Raw genomic sequence first — 19926 nt, 5'->3', positions numbered from 1 at the left:
CGAAAGGCCCCCTTTTTCTATGCGCCGGTTGCTTCCTCGCGATGCGCCAGCACCTTGTCGATGCGCCGGCCATCCATGTCCACGATCTCGAAGCGCCAGCCGGCCCAGACGATCCGGTCGCCTTCCCGCGGCACCCGCTGCAGCAGCGCCAGCATCAGCCCTGCCACGGTGTGGTAGCCGCCCTTGCCCGGCAGCTCCGGCAGGTCCAGCCGGTCCCGCGCCTCGTCGCTGGCCATCATGCCATCCAGCAGCAGGCTGCCGTCCTGGCGCTGCACGGCGCCGCCGGCGGTGGTGGGCTGCGGCTCACCGCCCAACTCGCCCACGATCGCCTCCAGCGCGTCGGAAGCGGTCACCACGCCCTCGAAGCTGCCGTATTCATCCATCACCAGCGCCAAGCCAACCCGGTCGTGCCGCAGCCGCTCCAGCGCATCCAGGGCGGAAAGGCTGTCTGGCAGCACCATGGCCTGCTGCATGGCGGCGGCGACGGAAAGGGTGCCGCCCTCCTCCAGCATCTGGTCCAGCAGGTTCTTGGCGTGCACCACGCCCACGACATTGTCGATTCGCCCTTCCGCCACCACGAAGCGCGTCACTTCGCTGGCCTTCAGGCGGTTGACGATCTCGGCGGGCGTGGCGTCGCGGTCGATCCAGTCCACCTCGTTGCGCGGCGTCATCAGGGCCCGCACGGGCTTGTCGGCCAGCCGCAGCACGCGCTCGATCATGTGGCGCTCCTCGTGCTCCAGCGCGCCGGCCTGGGCGCCCTCGGCCACCACGGCCTTCACCTCCTCTTCCGTCACGGAGGATTCGACGGGTGCGGAGGCGCCAAGCAGCTTCAACACAAGCGCGGAGGAATGCGACAGCAGCCAGACCATCGGCGCCGCCACGCGAGACAGCGTGCTCATCGGCCGTGCCACCAGGCAGGCCACGCCCTCCGGGTTCCGCAGGGCGAATTGCTTCGGCACCAGCTCGCCCAGGATCAGCGACAGGTAGGTGATGAACAGCACCACGATGAAGAGCGAGACCTGCGGCGCATAGGGTGCGAAGCCCGGCAGCAGCACCATCAGCTCCGCCAGCCGGTTGGCCAGCCCCTGCCCTGCGAAGGCGCCCGCGAAGACGCCAACCAGAGTGATGCCCACCTGAACCGTGGGCAGGAAGCGGCTGGGGTCCTCGGCCAGCGCGAGCGCGGCCGCCGCTCCGGGCTTGCCGGCGCGTTGCAAAGCCAGAAGCCGCCCGCGGCGGGAGGAGACGATGGCCAGCTCGCTCATCGCGAAGGTGCCGTTCAGCAGCACCAACAGCAGAATGATGCCCAGTTCGAGCAGCAGGGACATGGCGCTCCACCAAATTCGAGGAAATCAGAGCCCTTTTAGCCGCCATAGGCGGCCGGGTCACGCTGTCGGCCAAGGTTGAAAGCCCTATTCCTGCCATCAAGCCGACTGCGTCGCGCCGCAGAGCAAGCCCAGAACAGCATCAGACGCAACCGCCCCAGCAGAAACGGAGGCCGTCCGATGAATGCCAGCGCCTACCGCCCCGTTGCCGCTTGCCTGCCCGCTTCCTCTCTCCTGCCGCGCCATGCGCCCTGGCCCAGGGTGTCCCTGCACCTCCCCCTGCGCGACGCCGCGCCGGAGCAGGTGCGGCGCACGCTGGATTCCCTGGCGGCGCTCGATTACCCGGCGCTGGAGGTGCTGGTGGTGGATACCCAGACGGCTGAGCCCGCGCTCTGGGAAGCCGCCGCCGAGCACTGCGCCCGCCTGGGGCCGCAGTTCCGTTTCTTTCACCTGGGCTGCACGCCCGGTGGCCGCGCCGGTGCGCTGAACTTCGCCTTGCAGGAAGCGGCGCCGGATACCGTCCTAGTCGGCGTGCTCCGCGCCGGGCAGGTGGTGCGCGCGAGCTGGCTGAGGCGCATGGTGCCGCTGTTCCGCCGGCCGGGCCTGGGCATGGCCCAGGGCATGCTGGCGCCGCTGGATGCCCGCGAATCCCCCGCCTGCCACCCGGACCGCCTGCTGCCGCTGGACGGCCTGCCGCTGTTCCGGGCCGAGGCGCTGCGCCGTGCCGGCGGCTGGGACCCCACCAGCCTCTGCCCCGAGGCAGCCCTGGGCCTGACCCTGATGCGCCATGGCTGGGACAGCGTCTTCGAGCCCGAGCCAATGGGCCGCGCGGTGCCGGCGGCGGCGCGGGAGGACTGGCCCTCCCTCCGCCATCGCCGTGTTGCCGGCACCATGGCGGCACTGCGCCAGCATGTCGGCGCGGTCCTGCTGCGGCGGGACCGGAGCCTGACGCCCCCGCAGCGGAACCATCTGCTGGCGCTGGCCGCGCCGGCGCTCCTGGATGCGCTGGCGCTGGCGGGCGCCTTTGCCTCCCTTGCCTGCGTGCTGCTGGCTCTGTGGGACGATGCGTCGGTGATGCCGACGCTCCCGCTGCTGCCTGTCCTGTCCGTCCTGAGCCTGGCGCCGCTGCTCTGTGGCCAGGCGAGTGGCATCTGGAGCATCGGCCGTGCCGCATGGCAGGGCCTGCTGGGCGGCCGGACCAGCGGGCACCGTATGGAGACGATGCTGACCGGCCTGCTCTGGGCCGCCGCTGTGGCGGTGGTGCTGGCCAGGCCCTGGAATGCCTGGGAAAGCCTGGTCTGGGCCGGGCTGCTGCTGGTGCAGTCCCTGCCGGGCCTGGCGGCGCTGGCCAGCCAGTCACGCCCGGCGGAAGCCCGCCACCGCCGCCCCGCCTTTCGCCGCCACGCTGCCTGAGAGGCTCAGGCGCCGATCAGCGCCAGCCCCTCGGCCACCGAGACGAATTCGCCACCCCCGGTGACGCGGCCGCCGAAGCGCTGGTCGAACAGCCGCCGCACCGCCGGCACCAGGGAGGTGCCGCCGGTCAGGAAGACGCGGTCCACCTGCTCCGGCGCCAGCTTGGCATCGGCCAGGGCACGGTCGATGGCATCCGACAGCCGGCTCAGTTCCGGCGTGATCCAGTTCTCGAAATCGGCGCGGCGGATCGGTGCCTCGATGGCGAGGTCCCGGTGCGTGAAGCGCAGTACCGCTTCCTCGGCACCCGACAGCGCGGCCTTGGCGGCGGAAACGGCCTGGTAGAGCGCATAGCCCGCCTCGTCCTCCACCAGCCGGATCAAGTGGTGCAGCCGCTCCGGATGCAGCGCCATGCGCGCCACCTCGTTGATCTCCCGCAGCGTCTTGGGCGCGCGCATCAGCGAAAGCTGGTGCCAGCGGGCGAAACTGGTGAAGAAGGCGGGCGGCACCGGCAGGTCGGTGCCCATCACGCGGTAGCTGTCGCCCTTGCCCAGCCGGGGCGAGATGACATTGTCGATGATGCGGTAGTCGAAGGCATCGCCCGCGATGCCGACACCGGCATGCCCCAGTGGCGTGACGCGCCGGCGCGCGCCGGGCTCGAAACGCAGGATCGAGAAGTCGCTGGTGCCGCCGCCGAAATCGCCCACCAGCACATTGGCATTGCCTTCCAGCGTGGCGGCGAAGCGGTGCCCGGCCGCTTCCGGCTCCAGCGCCATGGTGACATCGGAGAAGCCGGCAGCGCCGAAGGCAGCCCGCAGCCGCTGCTCGGCCAGGTCGTCATCCGCATTGTCGCCCACGAAGCGCACCGGCCGGCCGGCCACCACGCGCGTCTTGCCGCCCGGCATCCCCGCCGCCCCGGCCACCAGGGCGCGCAGGAAGGTGGAGATCAGGTCCTCCAGCGCGAAGGGCCGGTTGAAGACACGGGTTTCCACGAAGCTGCGGCTGGCCAGATAGCTCTTCATGGACATGATCAGCCGGGCGCCCAGCGGGTCATCCAGATAGGCTTCGATCGCATCGGGGCCGGCGGCGTGCTGCAACTTGCCACGGCTGGCGCCGCTTTCCTCCGCCCAGAAGCAGAGCACGGAGCGGAAGGTATCCACCACGCCGCGCCCGGCGGCGTATCGCAGGCCCACCGCCTGCCCGTCCGGCTGGCGCAAGGCAATGACGCTGTTGGTCGTGCCGAAGTCGATACCAATCACGTCCTGCATGGCCAAACCCGAAAATGGAGGGGCGGCGGCTTAGGCCAGATGGGTTGGCGCGGCAAGGGCGGAGAGAAAGATCAACAGAACCTTAAAAAGCGCTTTGTCTCTTTTTGTGGATTGGTCTAGGAATCTGCAAATGCCTTGTTAACCCCTACCGGAGCCATCGCCTTGCAGGACAGCACCGTCTTCGCCTTTCCCCATAACGACCATGACCGCCTGCGCCTGGCACTGCGCCGTCTGGAAGAGGCGGTCGCCGAGCAACGCGCCGCCATCCGCGACTTCCGCCAGAGTCTTGGGGATCTGCGGGAGGCAGCCTCCAGCCTTGAGGACAGCCTGGGCGGCTACCAGCGGAACCTGGGCGATACCGCCACGCAGCTCCGCCGTGCCCGCACCGCCGCGCTGCAGTTGCATGACACAGTCGGGAAGATGGAAGCGGCGGGTTGAACCCCCTGTGGCTTCACGCGGGGAAAGGTCGGGGCTAGCTTCGCGCCCAACCGGAACCCGCGGGATCGTGGCCCAGGCCATGACCCTGCTGCCTCGCAGGATGACATCGTGGCCCAGCACCCGTTGATCGAAACCTTCCGCGCCGCCCGCATTGTGCCGGTGGTGCGGACCAGCACCGCAGCCCGGGCCGCCACCGCCGTTGAATGGCTCAAGGGCGCCGGCATCACGATCTTTGAGATCACGCTGACCATTCCGGATGCGCTTTCCGTGATCCGCGACGTGGCCTCCGACCCCGCCCTGCTGGTGGGCGTGGGCACGGTGCCCGATGCCGCAGCCGCTGAGGCCAGCATTAAGGCCGGCGCTAAATTCGTCGTCTCCCCCTGGGTGGAGCCAGCGCTGGTGGCCCCTTCCCGCGCCGCCAATGCCTGCGTGATGATGGGCGCCTTCACCCCCACCGAGGTGCGCGCCGCCCGCGCCGCCGGCGCTGACGTGGTGAAGATCTTCCCGGCCAGCTCGGCCGGTGGCCCCGCCCATATCAAGGCGCTGAAGTCGGTCTTCCCCGACGTGACCTTCTGCCCGACCGGCGGTGTCGATGCCCGCAATGCCGGCGACTATATCGCGGCCGGCGCGGCTTTCGTCGGCATCGGCGGCAAGCTGGTGGACGAAGGCGCCATCGCCGCCAACAACCGCGCGGCGGTCGAGGCCGCGGCGCGCGAGGCGCTGGGTATTCTGCAGGCATGAGCGGCGTCGATCTGCTCTGCATCGGCGAGCCGATGCTGGAGTTCAACCAGAGCGCCAAGGACGACCAGGGCCGCCCGCTCTATCTGGAAGGCCATGGCGGCGACACCTCCAACGCCGCCATCGCGGCGGCGCGGGCTGGGGCGAAGTCCGGCTACATCACCGCAATCGGCCAGGATGCCCCGGGCCAGAGCTTCATGGACCTCTGGGCGCGGGAGGGTGTCGATACCGCGACGGTCCTGCGCAAGCCGGACGCCCCCACGGCGGTCTATTTCGTGAAGCACGGGCCCCAGGGCCACGAGTTCACCTTCTACCGCAGCAACAGCGCGGCTGCCCGCTTCACGCCGGAGGATGTGCCGGCGGAGGCGATCCGCGCGGCCAAGGTCCTGCATGTCTCCGGCATCAGCCAGGCGATCTCCACCAGCGCCTGCGACGCCTGCTTCCGCGCCATCGAGGTGGCGAAGGAAGCCGGGGTGAAGGTGTCCTATGACACCAACCTGCGCCGTGCGCTTTGGCCGCTGCCGCGCGCCAGGGCCATCATGCATGCCGCCATCGCCAGCGCGGACATCGCCCTGCCCAGCCTGGACGACGCCACCTTCCTGACCGGGCTGGAAGACCCGGATGCCATCGCCGACTTCTACCTGAAGCTGTCGCCGCTGGTGCTGCTGAAGCTCGGCAAGGACGGCTCGATGGTGGCGACGCGGGAGGGACGCACCCGCATCCCTGGCCGCAAGGTGAAGGCGGTGGATGCCACCGGCGCGGGCGATACCTTCGCCGGCAACTTCCTGGCCCGCATCCTGGCCGGGGACAGCGCCGAGGACGCGGCGCTCTACGCCAATGCCGCCGCCGCCCTGGCCACCACGGGCTACGGCGCCGTGGCGCCGATGCCGCGCCCGGATGCCGTCCGGGCGCTGCTGGCGGAAGGCTAGCGCGTCACGCCTGCGGCCGGGTGCGAAGGCCCGGCCGCAGGTGCGAGAAGGGCAGCGAGGACGGGTCGGCCAACACCGGCCCTGGCGCGGCCACCACGATGACCTCCTGCGCGATCGGCTGGAAGTCGGCGCGGAAATGCACGCTGCTCTTCAGCGCCAGGATCTTCTGCTCCGCCGGCTCGATGCCGGCATGGCGGAACAGCGCCTGGTCATGCGCCTGCATCTTGCGGCTGACCACGATCACCCTCACCAGCCCGATGCCGATCACCGCCGAAGGGCCAAGGTCGGCGGGGTTGCCCGCGCTCATCGGCCCGGTGCAGGTGAAGCGGCCATCGGTCAGGCGCAGCACCTTGGCCGTGACCTCGATGGGCGCCCCGTCGGACTTGCCGCCGAGCTTCAGGGTGACGTCCGCCCCCTCGCCCGCCGCATGGAAGGCCGCCGCGCTTTCGGCATCGTTGATCATGCCCAGCACGGCGGGGGCATCCTGACGGATCAGCTCGGCCAGCAGGCCGGTGGTGTCGCCGTGGCCGCCGCCGCCGGGATTGTCCTGGGTATCGGCCAGCACGATGGGCTTGCCGGGGTTGGTCGCGGCGGCTGCCACGGCCCGCGCCACGCCCTCCGCCGCCGGCAGGGCGCCGCCGGCAAAATCGGCCTCATGGGTGTCCAGCCAAGCCTTCAACTGGTCGGCGGCGATCTCGGCGGTCTGCTGGTCCTCGGCATAGCAGGAGATGGCCATGCCGCAGCCGGCGAAATCGGCGTAGGGGAAGCCGAAGCAGAAGCCCAGTTCCACCACGCCATTGCCGGCGGCAAGGCGCGCGCGTTCTGCCAGCACATCCGCCATGGGCGAGACCATGGTGCATTGCATGGTCAGCGGCGTCCAGTAATCCAACTGGCGGAAGGCACGCGGCCAGGGCGAGCCACGCCCGATGCGGGCGATCAGCAACTCCATGGCGCGGGCGCCGGCCGCCTTCATGTCCACATGCGGATAGGTGCGGAAGGGCACCAGCGCATCGGCCTTCTCCACCATCAGCCCGGTGACATTGGCATGCGGGTCCAGGCTGGCGGTGATGGGCACATCCGGCCCCACCACGGCCCGCACGCGGCGCAGCAACTCGCCTTCCGCGTCCGGGAAATGCTCGGCCATCATGGCGCCGTGCAGGTCCAGGTAGACGCCATCCAGCGGCCCTGCTTCCAACGCGGTGACCAGATCACCGATCAGGCAGCCTGCGACGCGTTCGAAGGCTTCCTCGGTGACAGGGCCGGCGGGATTGGCGAAGCACCAGGACAGCGGCACCAGATCCACGCCACGCGGCTCGGCCACCGACAGAGCCCCGGCGGAAGGCGCCGAGGTCGGCCGCAGGGCGTCGAACAGCCCGGCGCCGCGCACAAAGGCCGGGAAGCCGCCTGGAGACTGGAAATCGGCCCAGTTGGTCGGGCGCGGCGCGAAGGAATGGCTTTCGTGCAGAAAGCCGCCGATGGCGATACGCATGGATCTACTCCGTTTTGGCGCGGCCGGCTGTGGCCAGCACGGCATCGGCCAGCACCACCAGCCCGGCCTCGGCCCAGGCGGGGGTGATGTTTTCCGCTTCGTTGTGGCTGATGCCGTCCTCGCAGGGCACGAAGATCATCGCGGTCGGCACCCGCCGCGCGACATAGACGGCATCATGCCCGATGCCGGTCGGCATCACCTGGTAGTTCAGGCCGCGACCACGCGCCGCCTGCTCCAGCGCCTCGACCAGCGCGGGCGCGAAGGGCGTCAGCGGGAAGGTCCAGAAATCCTCGACCTCGATGCCGACGCGCCGGCGGGCGGCGAGGCTGGCCGCGCGTTCCCGCAGGGCCACGCCCATGCGCGCCAGGGCGGCCTCGTCCCCATGCCGCAGATCGACGCTGAACCAGACACGGGAAGGAACGACATTGCGGCTGTCCGGCTGCAAGGTCAGGCGGCCCACGGTGCCGCGCCCGCCCTCGGCCAGTGCGATCTCCTCCACCGCCTGCACCAGCATGGCGGCGGCCACCAGGGCATCGCGGCGCGGCGGCATGGCGGAGCCGGCATGGGCCTCCTCCCCCGTCACCGTCACGTCGAACCAGGCCTGGGCCAGCGCGCGATCCACGATGCCGACGGGAATGCCGGCGCGCTCCAGCAGCGGCCCCTGCTCGATATGCAACTCGAAATACGCGCCGAGGGATTGCAGCGCCGTGGGATCGGCCTCGCCCTGCCAGCCGATGCGGCGCAACTCCTCACCGAAGACGGCGCCGGCCGGGTCCTGCTTCGCCAGCACCTCGGCTTCCTCGAAGAGGCCCATGGCGACGCCGCTGCCCATCATGGGCGGCGAGAAGCGGGCGCCTTCCTCATTGGTCCAGTTGATCAGGACAATGGGCGCATCGGTCTCGATGCGGGATTCATGCAGCGCGCGCAGCACTTCCAGCCCCGCCAGCACGCCCAGCACGCCGTCGAACTTGCCGCCGGTCGGCTGGGTATCCAGGTGGCTGCCGATGGCCACCGCCGGGCGGGAGGGGTCCCGCCCCTCCCGCCGCAGCACCATGTTGCCGACGCGGTCCACGGTCAGGCCGCACCCGACTTCCTCGGCCCAGCGGCGCAGCAAAGCGCGGCCGGCGCCATCCAGTTCCGTCAGGGTCTGGCGGTTGCAACCGCCCTTGGGAGTGGCGCCGATGCGCGCCATCTCCATCAGGCTGTCCCAGAGCCGGGCGCCGGAGACCGGCAGGTTCGTCTTGGTCACGCCTTCTCCACCCCGCACCACTCGGCGATGGTGAGCGCGATGGTCCTGGTGGTGGCGTGGAAGCTATCCAGGCCAACGCTTTCATCGATGCCATGGATCGAATCCGCATCCGGGCCGAAGCAGGCCACTGGCGTGCCCTGGTACAGCTCGAAGAAGCGGCCATCGGTCAGGCCGGAAGCCGGGTAGTCGCGCAGCTCGCGGCCATTCGCTTCCGCGAAGTGGCGCTGCACCATCTTCACGATGGGCGCTTCCTTGTCGAAGATGCAGGGGTCGGCCATGAAGCCGGCGAATTCCAGCTCCACCTTGGTGCCGCGCAGCCGCTCATCCGCCGCGGCCTCGGCCACCAGCCGCTCGATATCGGCCTTCACCTGCTTTGCGGTATTGCCGACCATGATGCCGACGCGCAGGCCGATCTTGGTGCGGGTGGGGACGGAGCTGTTCCACTCGCCGCCCTGCACCGTGCCGAAATTGACGTTCACCGGGTGGTTCACGCCGAAGAAGGAGGAGTGGACATTCTCCGCCCGGTTCATCTCCGCCTCATAGGCCTTGAAGCGCTGGGAGATGACATAGGCGGCCTCGATGGCATTCACGCCGGCCTGCATGTCGCGCACATGCACCGGGCGGCCCGTCACCGTCACCCAGGCCCAGATCACGCCGACCTCGGCGGTATAGAGGCCCTCCACGCCCGGGCCGGGCTCAGGGATGATGACGGCATCGCATTTCGGCAGCGCCATCATGCAGGCCAGTGCGCCATTGCCGGTGCATTCTTCCTCGATGACGGAATGGAACTGCACTTCCGCCGCCGGCTGCAAACCCGCGAGCTGCAGCGCCCTGAAGGCCATGACATTGGAGATGTCGCCGGCCTTCATGTCGCCCGCGCCACGGCCATACATGCGGCCATCACGGATCGAGGGCTCGTAGGGCGGCGTCGCCCAGATGTCGGCGGCACCTTCCGGCACCACGTCCACATGCCCTTGCAGCACCAGGCTGCGGCCCTTGCGCTCGCGCGGCTTGTAGACGGCGGCGACATTGTCGCGCCCTTCATAGGAAATCAGCGGCGGCGAGAAGCCGGGGTGGTCCGCCAGCTTGGCGGGCACGGTCGGGATGCGCTGCGGCGTCAGGCCCAGGGCCTCGTAGTTCCGCGCCATCTCATCCAGTGCCGAGGCTTCGTTGCCCAACGTGGAGGGGCAGCGCACCAGCCGCTCCAGCGCGGCGACCGATTCAGCCTCCAGCGCCGTCACCGCATCCAGGATGGCGCGCCGCGCGCCGGGGTCGAGGGTCGTCATGTATCGGGTATCCTTCAGGCGGAAAGCGCCGGCGGGGTCCAGCCCTGGCCGGGAATGCTGTCGAGCAGCGCGCGGGTATAGGCGTGCTTGGGCGCGCCGAAGACCTGGGCGGTGGTGCCCAGTTCCACGATGGCGCCGCGCTGCATGACCGCGATGCGGTCGCAGATCTGCGCCGCCACGCGGAGGTCGTGGGTGATGAAGAGCATGGTGAGGCCCAGCCGCTTGCGGATATCCGCCAGCAGGTTCAGCACCTGCGCCTGCACCGAAACATCCAGCGCCGAGACAGGCTCGTCGGCGATCAGCAGTTCCGGCTGCATCGCCAGCGCCCGCGCCAGCCCGATGCGCTGCCGCTGCCCGCCGCTGAATTCATGCGGGTAGCGTTCCAGCGCCGAGGGGTCGAGCTGCACCAGCCGCAGCAGCTCCGCCGCGCGGGCCCGCGCCTCGGCGGGCGGCACGCCATGCGTGATCGGCCCTTCCGCGATGGCATCCCCCACCTTGCGGCGCGGGTTCAGCGAGGCATAGGGGTCCTGGAACACCATCTGGATGCGCTTGCGGTAAGGCAGCCAGCCGTTGCGGGAGAGCGGCCGCAGGTCCTTCCCCGCGAAGATGATCTCGCCCTTCTCCGGCTGCACCAGCCGCACCACGCAGCGCGCCAGCGTGGACTTGCCAGAACCGCTTTCACCGACCAGACCCAGCGTCTCGCCCTTGTAGAGGGTGAAGTCGGCATTGTGCACCGCCCGCACCACCGCCTTGGCGCCGAACCAGCCGCCGCGCTGGTAGGTCTTCTCCACGCCCTTCATCTCCAGCACCGGAGTGCGGGTGGGCGCGGTCTGCTTCGCGGCATCGCCATGCGGCACGGCGGCGATCAGCGCGCGGGTATAGGGATGCGTCGGCGCATTCAGCACCTGCTGCGCCGGCCCCTGCTCCACGATGCGGCCATGCTGCATCACCACGACCCGGTCGGCGATCTCCGCCACCACGCCGAAGTCATGGGTGATGAACATCACGCCCATGCCGCGCCGCTGCTGGACCTCGCGGACCAGGCGCAGGATCTGCATCTGCGTGGTCACGTCCAGCGCCGTGGTCGGCTCATCCGCGATCAGCAGCGCCGGTTCCAGCGCCAGCGCCATCGCGATCATCACGCGCTGCCGCTGACCGCCGGAAAGGCGGAACGGGTGGCTCTTTGCGATAGCCGCTGGGTCCGGCAGGTTCACCGCCGCCAGCAGTTCCGGCACGCGTCTGACAGCATCCTGGGACCGGCCATGCACCGCCAGGGCCTCGGCGATCTGGTCGCCCACCCGCATCAGCGGGTTCAGCGCCGTCATCGGCTCCTGGAACACCATGGCCATGCGGCGGCCGCGCCGGCCGCGCAGCGCTTCCTCCGACAGCGAAAGAACGTCCTCGCCCTCGAAGGTGATCTTGCCGGACTTCACCTTCAGCAGCTTGGGCAGCAGCCCCATCACCGCATTGGCGGTGATGGATTTGCCCGAGCCGCTCTCACCCACCACGCAGAGGATCTCGCCGGCATCGAGATGCAGCGAAAGGTTCTCCACCGCATGCGGCCGGTCGGCGCCGGCGGGCAGCGCCACGGTGAGGTCTTCGACCGTCAGCAGGCGGGTCATGGCTTGCCTCCACGGTTGCGGGCCAGTCGCGGGTTCAGCGCGTCGGACAGGCCCTCGCCCACCAGATTGAGGGAGAGCACGGTGAGGAAGATGGCGATGCCGGGAAACACGCTCATCCACCAGGCGATGCGGATGACACTGCGGCCGGAACCGATCAGGAAGCCCCAGGACATCAGGTTCGGGTCGCCTAGGCCGAGGAAGGACAACGCGCTTTCCAGCAGGATCGCCGAAGCCACCATCAGCGAGGACAGCACCACGATCGGCGAGAGCGCATTCGGCAGGATATCGCCCAGCACGATGGAGACGCGCGACTTGCCCAGCACTTCAGAGGCCTGCACGAATTCGCGCGAACGCAGCGACAGGAACTCCGCCCGCACCACGCGCGCCACCGGCGGCCAGGACACCACGGCAATGGCGAAGACAATGGACTGGATGCTGGGCGTGAAGATCGCCACCAGCAGGATGGCCAGCACGAAGGACGGGATGGTCTGGAAGAACTCGGTGAAGCGCATCACCACGTCATCCGCCCAGCCACCGAGATAACCCGCGATGGCGCCCAGGCCGACGCCGATCACCAGCGCCACCACCGTGGAGACGCCGCCGACCAGCAGCGACACCCGCGCGCCATGCGCGATGCCGGAGGCGACATCGCGCCCAAGGCTGTCGGAGCCCAGAAGCATGCCCATCTCGCCCGGCGGCATGAAGGGCGCGCCCGCCATGTCCCAGGGGCTGCCGGGGAAGAACCAGGGCGCGCCGATGGCGACGACAATGACGAGCAGCAGGATGAACAGCCCCACCACCGCGCCGCGGTTGCGGGCGAAGTTGCGCCAGAAGGTCTTCATCACGACACCTCCACGCGCGGATCGATGACCGCGTAGAGCAGGTCCGTGACGAGGTTGAACAGCACCACCATGACGCTGGTGCAGAAGAAGACGCCCATGAGCACCTGATAGTCGCGCGCCAGCAGCGCCTCGAAGGCCAGCCGGCCGATGCCGGGCCAGGCGAAGACGGTTTCCACCAGGATGGAGCCGCCGATCAACTGCCCCGCCTGGATGCCGGCGAAGGTAATGACCGGCAGCAGCGCGTTGCGCAGGATGTGCCGGCGCAGGATGCGCCCCTCCGGCACGCCCTTGGCGCGCGCGGTCTTCACGAAGTCCTGGTCCGCCACCTCCAGCATCGTGGCACGCGACAGGCGCGCATAGACCGCGACATAAAAGAGCCCGAGCGTCAGCGCCGGCAGCAGAAGATGCTTGCCGATATCGAGCATCTTGCCGACACCCGAGAGTTCCACCCCCACGGACATCATGCCGAAGGAGGGCAGCCATTCCAGCGTCACGCTGAACAGCAGCACCAGCATCAGCCCCACCCAGAAGAGCGGCGTGGCATAGAAGGTCAGGGCCAGCACGGTGATGACGGAATCAGACCAGGTGCCGACGCGCCGCGCCGCCAGGGCGCCCATGGTCACGCCCAGCACGACGGCGAAGATGAAGGCGGCGCCGGTCAGCAGCAGGGTGGCCGGCAACCGGTCCAGCACCAGCGAGGCGACGCTGGCCTGCTGCCGGTGGCTGAAGCCCAGGTCGAGCGTCAGGATGCCCTTCAGGTACAGCCAGAGCTGCACGTAAAGCGGCTGGTCCAGCCCGAACTGCGCCCGCAGCTGCTCCAGGAACTTCGCGTCCGCCGCGCCGGATTGCCCGGCGATGATACTCGCCGGGTCGCCGGGTGCGGCGTGGATGAGAAAGAAATTGCAGACGACGATCGCAAGCACCACGAGCGCCGCCTTGACCAGACGCCCCGCCAGATAAGCAGGGAGACGCGACAGTTCCATGCGACCGTCAGGCCAGGAACACGTCGTCGAAGCTGGCGTGCACGCCGGAGCCCGAGGTGATCACGTTGTTCAGCTTCTTGTCGTAGATGGTGGGAAAGGACATCTCCATCAGCCAGAGCAGGGGCACATCATCGACCAGGATCTTCTGCACCTCGCTGAAGACCTGCTGGCGCACCTTGGGGTCGGCGGCATCGCGGCCCTGCTTGAACAGGTCGTCCACCTTCGGGTTCTCGTAGCCGGCGACATTGGAGAAGAGGATCTTCTTGATGTTGGTGGAGACGTAGCTGCGCTCCACGCCCAGCGTCGGGTCGCCATACTGATAGAGGTAGTTGATGGTGGTATCGAAATCCCAGTTGGCGGTGCGCTGGGACCAGGTGCCGACATCCACGCTTTCCAGCTGCAGGTCCACGCCGACCTGGCGGAAGGACTGGCGCAGGAACTCACCCAGGCGGGTGAAGACCTCGCCGTAAGGCAGGCTGAGATGCTTGATGGTGAAGCGCACGCCCTGCCCGTTCGGCTTCAGCCCGGCCTCGTCCAGCAGCTTCTTGGCCGCTTCCACATTATAGGCCGGCGCCTTGGCGCTGGCGTCGTAGAAGCGCGTGGCGCTGTGGAAGGGGCCGGTCGCCGGCTTGCCGATGCCGAACCACAGGCGCTGCGCGATGAAGTCGCGGTTCGCCGCCATGGTCAGCGCCCGGCGCACCCGCACGTCGTCCAGAGGCTTCACGCGGTGGTTGAAGTCCATCCACATCAGCGGGCCCATGTATTCCCAGCCGGTGGTCTTCACCTCCAGGTTCGGGCGCGCGCGCATCTGCGGCACGTCGAAGGGCTCGATGTCGTTGGACTGCGTCAGCTGCACCTGGCCGGATTCCAGCGCCAAGCGGCGGCTCTGGCTGTCCGGCACCACGCGGTAGATGATGGCGTCCAGGTAGGGCTGGCCCGGCTTCCAGTATTCGTCGAAGCGCTCCAGCCTGATGAAGTTGCCGCGCTGCCACTCGGCGAACTTGAAGGGGCCGGTGCCGATCGGCTTCTGCACCGCCGGCGCCTGCCGGTAGTCCTGCCCGTCGAACAGGTGCTTCGGCACGATGGCCGAGACCGTGTTGTCGAACATCAGCAGGAAGGGCTCGAAGGGCTCGGAGAGGACGAACTTCACCGTGGTCGGGTTGACCGCCACGCCTTCCTTGATGCGGGCGAAGACGCCGCGGGCACGGGGCGAGACCTCCATGTGGAATTTCATGATGGAGAAGACCACGTCGTCCGCCGTCATCGGCTTGCCGTCGTGGAACTTAACATTCTCCTGCAGGCGGAAGGTATATTCGAGCCCGTCGGGGCTCACCTCCCAGCTCTTCGCCAGTTCCGGCATCGGGCCCAGCTTCGCGTCGTAGCGCAGCAGGCCCTGGAAGATCTTGCCACCGATGATGAGGGTCGGCGCCTGGTTGTTGATGCCGACGTGGAGAATCGGCGGCTCGGGATTCACGATGCTGTTCAGCGTGCCGCCGCGCTTGGGCTGCACGCCCTGCGCGATGGCGTCCTCGACACGCCAAAGAACGGGCAGCACAGCAGCGGCGGCCATCAGGCCGCGACGCGACACAGTCATCGATTCACTCCGTTGGAACTTCCCTTGGCGAGAACGCTAGCCTTCACCGGGGCGGATCGACAAGCCCGCCTCTCCGTCCTAGCGTCACGTCACCATGCAGACCTTCGCCCATCCCAGCCAGTTAAGGCACACGCCGCAGTTCTTCCTCCAGCGCGGCCAGGTTCGCGCGAATTTTGAGGTGCCGGAGCGGGCGGGCGCCCTGCTCTCCGCCCTGCACCGCCTGGGGTTGGTACCGGCGGAGCCTGACGCGGCGACGCGGGAGGCGCTGCTCTCCGTCCATGACGCCGGCTATGTGGACTTCCTGGAAAGCGCCGCGCGCGGCTGGAACGGGCTGCAGGAACGGGGGCCGGAGGCGGTGCCCAACATGCATCCCTCGCCGGAGATGCTGGCGCAGGGCGCGGTCTGCCCGGAATCCATCATCGGCCGCGTCGGCTGGTACACAGCGGACAATGCCTGCCCCATCGGCACCGGCACCTGGGAAGCGGCGGCCGGCGCCGCCGGCGTGGCACTGGCCGCGGCGGATTCGGTGGCGAAGGGTGGCACCGCCTATGCCCTCTGCCGCCCCCCCGGGCACCATGCCTATGCGGGCCGGGCCGGCGGGCACTGCTACCTCAACAACAGCGCCCTCGCCGCCCAGCGCCTGCGGGATGCCGGCGCGAATCGGGTGGCGACGCTCGACATCGACGCGCACCACGGCAACGGCACCCAGGGGATCTTCTGGGACCGCGCCGATGTGCTCACCGTGTCCGTCCACGGCGATCCTTCCGGCTATTATCCCTGGTATGTCGGCCATGCCGGCGAGACCGGCGGCGGTGCCGGCCAGGGCTTCAACCTCAACCTGCCGCTGCGCCGCGGCAGCAGCGACGAGGCCTGGCTGGCCGCGATCGATGCGGGGCTGGAGCGGATCAAGGGCTTCGCGCCCGATGCGCTGGTGGTGCCGCTGGGCTTCGATGCCTCGGAGCATGAGCCGCTGAGCTTCCTGGGCGTCAGCGCCGATGGCTTCGCCCGCGCCGCCGAGAAGATCTCGGCCCTGGGGCTGCCAACCGTGCTGGTGCAGGAAGGCGGCTACAATGTCGAGGTGCTGGGCACCCTGCTGGAACGCTTCCTGACCGCCTGGAAGGAATGATCCTATAAGTTGAAAGTCGCCGCGTGGCGCGCTAGCGGTGCTTCATGACCATCGCGCGGCTGGCGACCTTCGCCTTTTCCGGGATCGAAACCCTGTCCGTGGAGGTACAGGTGCAGATCTCGGCCGGGCTGCCGGCCTTCACCGTGGTCGGCCTGCCCGACAAGGCCGTGGCCGAGAGCCGGGAGCGGGTCAGGGCGGCACTGACCGGGCTGGGACTTTCCCTGCCGCCCAAGCGGGTACTGGTGAATCTGGCCCCCGCCAATATCCAGAAGGAAGGCAGCCACTTCGACCTGCCCATTGCCCTGGCGGTGCTGGCAGCGATGGAAGTGGTGCCGCGTGAGGAACTGGCGGGCTTCGCCGCATTGGGGGAACTGGCGCTGGATGGCACCGTGGGCCCCGTGGCGGGCATCCTGCCGGCAGCCCTGGGTGCCACGGCGCGCGGGCTGGGCCTGATCTGCCCCGGGCCGCAGGGCGATGAGGCGGCCTGGGTGGGCGAGATCGAGATCCTGGCCGCCGACGACCTGCGGCAGTTCATCGCCCATCTCACGGGCCGGCAGATCCTGGACCCGCCGAAGCCGCCCAGCCTGCAGCCGGAAGCCACGCCCGGCCCTTGCCTCTCTGACGTCAAAGGCCAGGAAAGCGCCAAGCGGGCGCTGGAGATCGCGGCGGCCGGGCAGCACAACCTCCTGCTCGTCGGCCCGCCCGGCGCCGGCAAATCGATGCTGGCGGCCCGCCTACCCGGCCTGCTGCCGGACCTGACGCCGCAGGAGGCGCTGGAAGTCAGCCTGGTGCGCAGCGTCGCCGGGCTGATCGAGCAAGGGCGCATCTCCGCCCGTCCGCCGTTCCGGGAGCCGCATCACTCCGCCAGTCAGGCGGCGCTGGTCGGCGGCGGGCCGGGGGCCAAGCCGGGCGAGATCTCGCTCGCGCATCGCGGCGTGCTGTTTCTGGACGAATGGCCGGAATTTCCCCGCCCGGCGCTGGAGGCGCTGCGGCAGCCGCTGGAATCCGGCACCTGCACCGTCAGCCGCGCCGCCGCCCATGTGACCTATCCGGCGCGCGTGCAGCTGGTGGCGGCGATGAATCCCTGCCGCTGCGGCCACCTGGGCGACACCCCCCGCGAATGCGGCCAGGCGCCGCGCTGCGGCGAGCAGTACCAGTCCCGCCTCTCCGGCCCGCTGCTGGACCGCATCGACCTGACCATCGGCATGGCCCCCATCGCACCGGGCGAGCTTGCCCGCGCCCCCCGGGGAGAAACCAGCGCTGTCGTTGCCGCCAGGGTGGCAAAGGCACGGCTGGCCCAGCGCCGCCGCGCCGGCACCACCAATGCGGAGGCGCCGCTGGATACCCTGACCGCCGGGGCCGCACCCGAGGCACTGGCCCTGGCCGAGCGCGCTTCGGCGCAGCTTGGCTTGTCCAACCGCGGCTTCATCCGCTGCTTCCGCGTGGCGCGCAGCATCGCCGACCTGGCGGGAGAAAGCCTGATCGCAAGGGAGCATATGGCAGAAGCCCTGGCTTTCCGGCAGCGTCCGCCGGGCGGGCGTTAGCGCCGGCCGAAGCTTTCTGGCCGGCGGTGCAACCGCCGGTACAGGCGCCGGCGGCGCAGCAGCATCATGGCCGGTGCCACAGCCAGCAAGGGCGCAGTTCCGATCACCACCAGCCCCATCGCCGCACCGATCAGCCGGCCACCGAGCATGAAGCCCGCCGCCGCGCTGCCCGCACTTGCCATGTTGAGAGCCACCGCGCCAGCCCACCAGCCCCAGACACGGGCGGTCGGCTTGGTCGCTTCCTCGGGGGGAGTGACATGCACTTCCCCGGCATCGCCCACCTCATAAAGGCGGGCGGGATCAATCGTGAAGCCGGGGCGGCTCAGCGCCGCATCACATGCACAAAGCCAAGGCCCTGCCGGCCGGCCCGCCGCATGCGCCACCACAAGCTGCCGAAGGCGATGGCCCCGGCCAGCACAGCCACGGGCAAGGCGATGGCAAAGAAGGCAATGGCCACGCCGGCCACCACGATGCCACCGGCCACCAGCGCCACCAACGCGGCAACCCCGCCCAGCCGGCTCAGCACCTTATCCAGAGGGCTGGCGGGACGGCGTGGTGTCGGCCCACGGAACTCGCCTTCCGGGGTCATGTCGATGACGGGGCGATTGCGGAACTGCTGATCCATGGGGCTCATGTTGACATCTCCTTATATCCCTTCAACCCCCGTATGACCGCCCGCACATCTTTGTTTCATGCGATCTGTATCGCAATGTATCGGCCTTCACGTCCCTGCTGATCCGCGCAGCCGGCGCTTCACCTGATGGGGCGCCGCATGCCATAGGGGCGGCATGATCCGGGGCATGGCGATCTGCATCGCGCTGGGGCTGGCCACGCTGCCGGCGGCAGCGGCGGACTACCGACGGCCGAATGCTGCGCAAATGGAAGAGATCCGCCGCTGGCTTTGCCCTCACGGAGGCACGCCCGTGCGTGGTGCGCCAGGTCGTTGCGACGGCAGCGGGCGCGGCCGTGGCGGTGGCTCAGTCGCCGGCTTCGGCTCTCCGGCGCCAGGCTGGGACCGCGGGCTGCCAGCCGCCAGCCATGAGCAGATGGCCTGCCCGGAAGGCACTCGCCCGGTGCTGGCACGTGGGCACGAGGACATCATGCGCTGCCTGCCGGGCTAGCACCTTCAGCCGGCGAAACGCCTTGGCAGGCGCCCCGCCACGCCGGGCTCCAGCGCCATCAGCCGCCCGGCCAGCGGCTGCGCTTGCTTTTCCTCCCCGCTCAACCCCTCCGTTGCGGAGGTGATGAAAAGGGTGCGCAGCTCCGGCCCGCCAAAGGCGCAGCAGGTGATCTTCTGCGCCGGCAGGGGCAGAAAGCCGTCCAGGCTGCCATCCGGACGGAAGCGCGCCACACCGCCGCCGCCGAAGCGGGCGCTCCAGAGGCAGCCCTCGGCATCCACCGTGCCGCCATCCGGCTGTCCCGGCACATCCTTGCCATCATGGAAGACCCGCCGCTCACCCATCCGGCCCGTGGCGGCGTCGAAGTCGCAGGCATAGATGATGCCGGCCGGCGTGTCGGAGAAATACATGGCGCCCCCGTCCGGGCTCCAGTTCACGCAGTTGATGATGCGGAGCCCCACCGGGTGTTCCAGCAGGCTGCCAACGGGCTGCAGCACGTGCAGCGCAGCGTCGGCCTCCTCCCCCTCCTCCCGCATCGCCCCGCACCAGAAGCGGCCAGAGTGGTCGCAACCTCCGTCGTTCAGGCGCTGCCCACGGCGCAGGGGCAGGCGCTCGGGATAGGGTACCACCGCGCCCGTGGCGGCATTGAAGCGGGCAAAGCCGGAAGCCAGGGCCAGAACCAGGCCACCCTCCTCCCGCAGCGCCAGGGCCGCTACGCGTTCCGGCATAGGCCAGCTATCGTGCGCCTCGTCGGCCAGGCGGAGCCGGTGCAGCTCGGCACCCACGATATCGACCCACCAGAGGCAGCCCTCCGCATCATCCCAGACCGGCCCTTCGCCAAGGATATTGCGAGCCTCCACCAACGGGCGGCACGGGGCTGAAGCAAGGAGCTGGGACATAGCGGGAAGCCTTTCCTGCTGACGAAAGGGCGGGGCTGCGGCGTCAACGCATGACACCGGCCAGGGGTC

General features: G+C 69.4%; 19 protein-coding genes. 7 read left to right on the top strand and 12 right to left on the bottom strand.

Annotation, left to right across the window (positions count from 1 at the left end; genetic code table 11):
* Positions 1–17: 17 nt before the first annotated feature.
* On the bottom strand, positions 18–1325 hold the full coding sequence (locus EBE87_RS06650; RefSeq protein WP_120637538.1) for a hemolysin family protein: 1308 nt from the start codon (positions 1323–1325) through the stop codon (positions 18–20).
* A gap of 177 nt (positions 1326–1502) precedes the next feature.
* Here EBE87_RS06650 and EBE87_RS06645 point away from each other — a divergent pair, with 177 nt between their 5' ends.
* A complete protein-coding gene (locus EBE87_RS06645; RefSeq protein WP_120637539.1) occupies positions 1503–2735 on the top strand; it encodes a glycosyltransferase in 1233 nt (410 codons plus the stop codon).
* A gap of 5 nt (positions 2736–2740) precedes the next feature.
* Here the strand turns inward: EBE87_RS06645 and EBE87_RS06640 are convergent, their stop codons facing one another.
* Positions 2741–4000 carry an Hsp70 family protein gene (locus tag EBE87_RS06640; RefSeq protein ID WP_120637540.1) on the bottom strand — a complete coding sequence of 420 codons (1260 nt, stop codon included), beginning with the start codon at positions 3998–4000 and terminating at the stop codon, positions 2741–2743.
* 135 nt (positions 4001–4135) lie between these two features.
* Here EBE87_RS06640 and EBE87_RS06635 point away from each other — a divergent pair, with 135 nt between their 5' ends.
* The 3 genes from EBE87_RS06635 (at position 4136) to EBE87_RS06625 (ending at position 6105) form a co-directional block, all read left to right on the top strand.
* Positions 4136–4438 (top strand): hypothetical protein, encoded by a 303-nt coding sequence (locus tag EBE87_RS06635; protein WP_147425991.1) that lies wholly within the window; start codon positions 4136–4138, stop codon positions 4436–4438.
* A gap of 108 nt (positions 4439–4546) precedes the next feature.
* Positions 4547–5179, top strand: coding sequence for a bifunctional 4-hydroxy-2-oxoglutarate aldolase/2-dehydro-3-deoxy-phosphogluconate aldolase (locus EBE87_RS06630; protein WP_199707237.1), 633 nt, complete (start codon positions 4547–4549; stop codon positions 5177–5179).
* Positions 5176–6105 (top strand): sugar kinase, encoded by a 930-nt coding sequence (locus EBE87_RS06625; protein WP_120637543.1) that lies wholly within the window; start codon positions 5176–5178, stop codon positions 6103–6105. Before EBE87_RS06630 ends, EBE87_RS06625 begins: the two co-directional genes overlap by 4 nt.
* 4 nt (positions 6106–6109) lie before the next feature.
* On the opposite strand, the gene EBE87_RS06620 is transcribed toward EBE87_RS06625, so the two are convergent.
* From EBE87_RS06620 to EBE87_RS06590, 7 genes are read right to left on the bottom strand one after another with little or no spacing between them, the layout of a single operon-like run.
* Positions 6110–7594 (bottom strand): M81 family metallopeptidase, encoded by a 1485-nt coding sequence (locus tag EBE87_RS06620; protein WP_120637544.1) that lies wholly within the window; start codon positions 7592–7594, stop codon positions 6110–6112.
* 4 nt (positions 7595–7598) lie between these two features.
* Positions 7599–8843 (bottom strand): Zn-dependent hydrolase, encoded by a 1245-nt coding sequence (locus tag EBE87_RS06615; protein WP_120637545.1) that lies wholly within the window; start codon positions 8841–8843, stop codon positions 7599–7601.
* Positions 8840–10129, bottom strand: coding sequence for an ArgE/DapE family deacylase (locus EBE87_RS06610; protein ID WP_120637546.1), 1290 nt, complete (start codon positions 10127–10129; stop codon positions 8840–8842). The genes EBE87_RS06615 and EBE87_RS06610 overlap by 4 nt, the downstream gene beginning before the upstream one ends.
* Before the next feature lie 14 nt (positions 10130–10143).
* A complete protein-coding gene (locus EBE87_RS06605) occupies positions 10144–11751 on the bottom strand; it encodes an ABC transporter ATP-binding protein (RefSeq protein WP_120637547.1) in 1608 nt (535 codons plus the stop codon).
* Positions 11748–12593, bottom strand: coding sequence for an ABC transporter permease (locus EBE87_RS06600; RefSeq protein WP_120637548.1), 846 nt, complete (start codon positions 12591–12593; stop codon positions 11748–11750). Before EBE87_RS06600 ends, EBE87_RS06605 begins: the two co-directional genes overlap by 4 nt.
* Positions 12593–13576, bottom strand: a complete 984-nt coding sequence (locus EBE87_RS06595; protein WP_120637549.1) for an ABC transporter permease — start codon at positions 13574–13576, stop codon at positions 12593–12595. The genes EBE87_RS06600 and EBE87_RS06595 overlap by 1 nt, the downstream gene beginning before the upstream one ends.
* 7 nt (positions 13577–13583) lie before the next feature.
* Positions 13584–15170, bottom strand: a complete 1587-nt coding sequence (locus tag EBE87_RS06590) for an ABC transporter substrate-binding protein (protein ID WP_233553122.1) — start codon at positions 15168–15170, stop codon at positions 13584–13586.
* Positions 15171–15264: 94 nt separating this feature from the next.
* Here EBE87_RS06590 and EBE87_RS06585 point away from each other — a divergent pair, with 94 nt between their 5' ends.
* Positions 15265–16296 (top strand): histone deacetylase family protein, encoded by a 1032-nt coding sequence (locus tag EBE87_RS06585; RefSeq protein WP_120637550.1) that lies wholly within the window; start codon positions 15265–15267, stop codon positions 16294–16296.
* A gap of 44 nt (positions 16297–16340) precedes the next feature.
* Complete coding sequence (locus EBE87_RS06580) at positions 16341–17840, top strand: YifB family Mg chelatase-like AAA ATPase (RefSeq protein WP_120637551.1); 1500 nt, start codon at positions 16341–16343, stop codon at positions 17838–17840.
* Here the strand turns inward: EBE87_RS06580 and EBE87_RS06575 are convergent.
* Together EBE87_RS06575 and EBE87_RS06570 are read right to left on the bottom strand one after the other, a co-directional pair.
* Positions 17837–18121: a hypothetical protein gene (locus tag EBE87_RS06575; RefSeq protein WP_233553123.1), complete on the bottom strand. Its 285-nt coding sequence runs from the start codon at positions 18119–18121 to the stop codon at positions 17837–17839. The two genes, EBE87_RS06580 and EBE87_RS06575, sit on opposite strands and share 4 nt — an antisense overlap.
* Before the next feature lie 41 nt (positions 18122–18162).
* The gene (locus EBE87_RS06570; protein ID WP_233553124.1) at positions 18163–18474 is read right to left on the bottom strand and encodes a hypothetical protein; all 312 of its coding nucleotides are present in this window, start codon (positions 18472–18474) and stop codon (positions 18163–18165) included.
* A gap of 166 nt (positions 18475–18640) precedes the next feature.
* On the opposite strand from EBE87_RS06570, the gene EBE87_RS06565 reads away from it, so the two are divergent.
* Positions 18641–18961: a hypothetical protein gene (locus tag EBE87_RS06565; RefSeq protein ID WP_233553125.1), complete on the top strand. Its 321-nt coding sequence runs from the start codon at positions 18641–18643 to the stop codon at positions 18959–18961.
* 5 nt (positions 18962–18966) lie between these two features.
* Here the strand turns inward: EBE87_RS06565 and EBE87_RS06560 are convergent, their stop codons facing one another.
* Complete coding sequence (locus EBE87_RS06560; RefSeq protein WP_158600842.1) at positions 18967–19857, bottom strand: SMP-30/gluconolactonase/LRE family protein; 891 nt, start codon at positions 19855–19857, stop codon at positions 18967–18969.
* Positions 19858–19926 lie beyond the last annotated feature (69 nt).

Origin of the sequence: Teichococcus wenyumeiae (assembly GCF_003696345.1) — a bacterium.
Lineage (GTDB): Bacteria > Pseudomonadota > Alphaproteobacteria > Acetobacterales > Acetobacteraceae > Pseudoroseomonas > Pseudoroseomonas wenyumeiae.
This window is presented reverse-complemented; position numbering and strand designations above follow the sequence as displayed.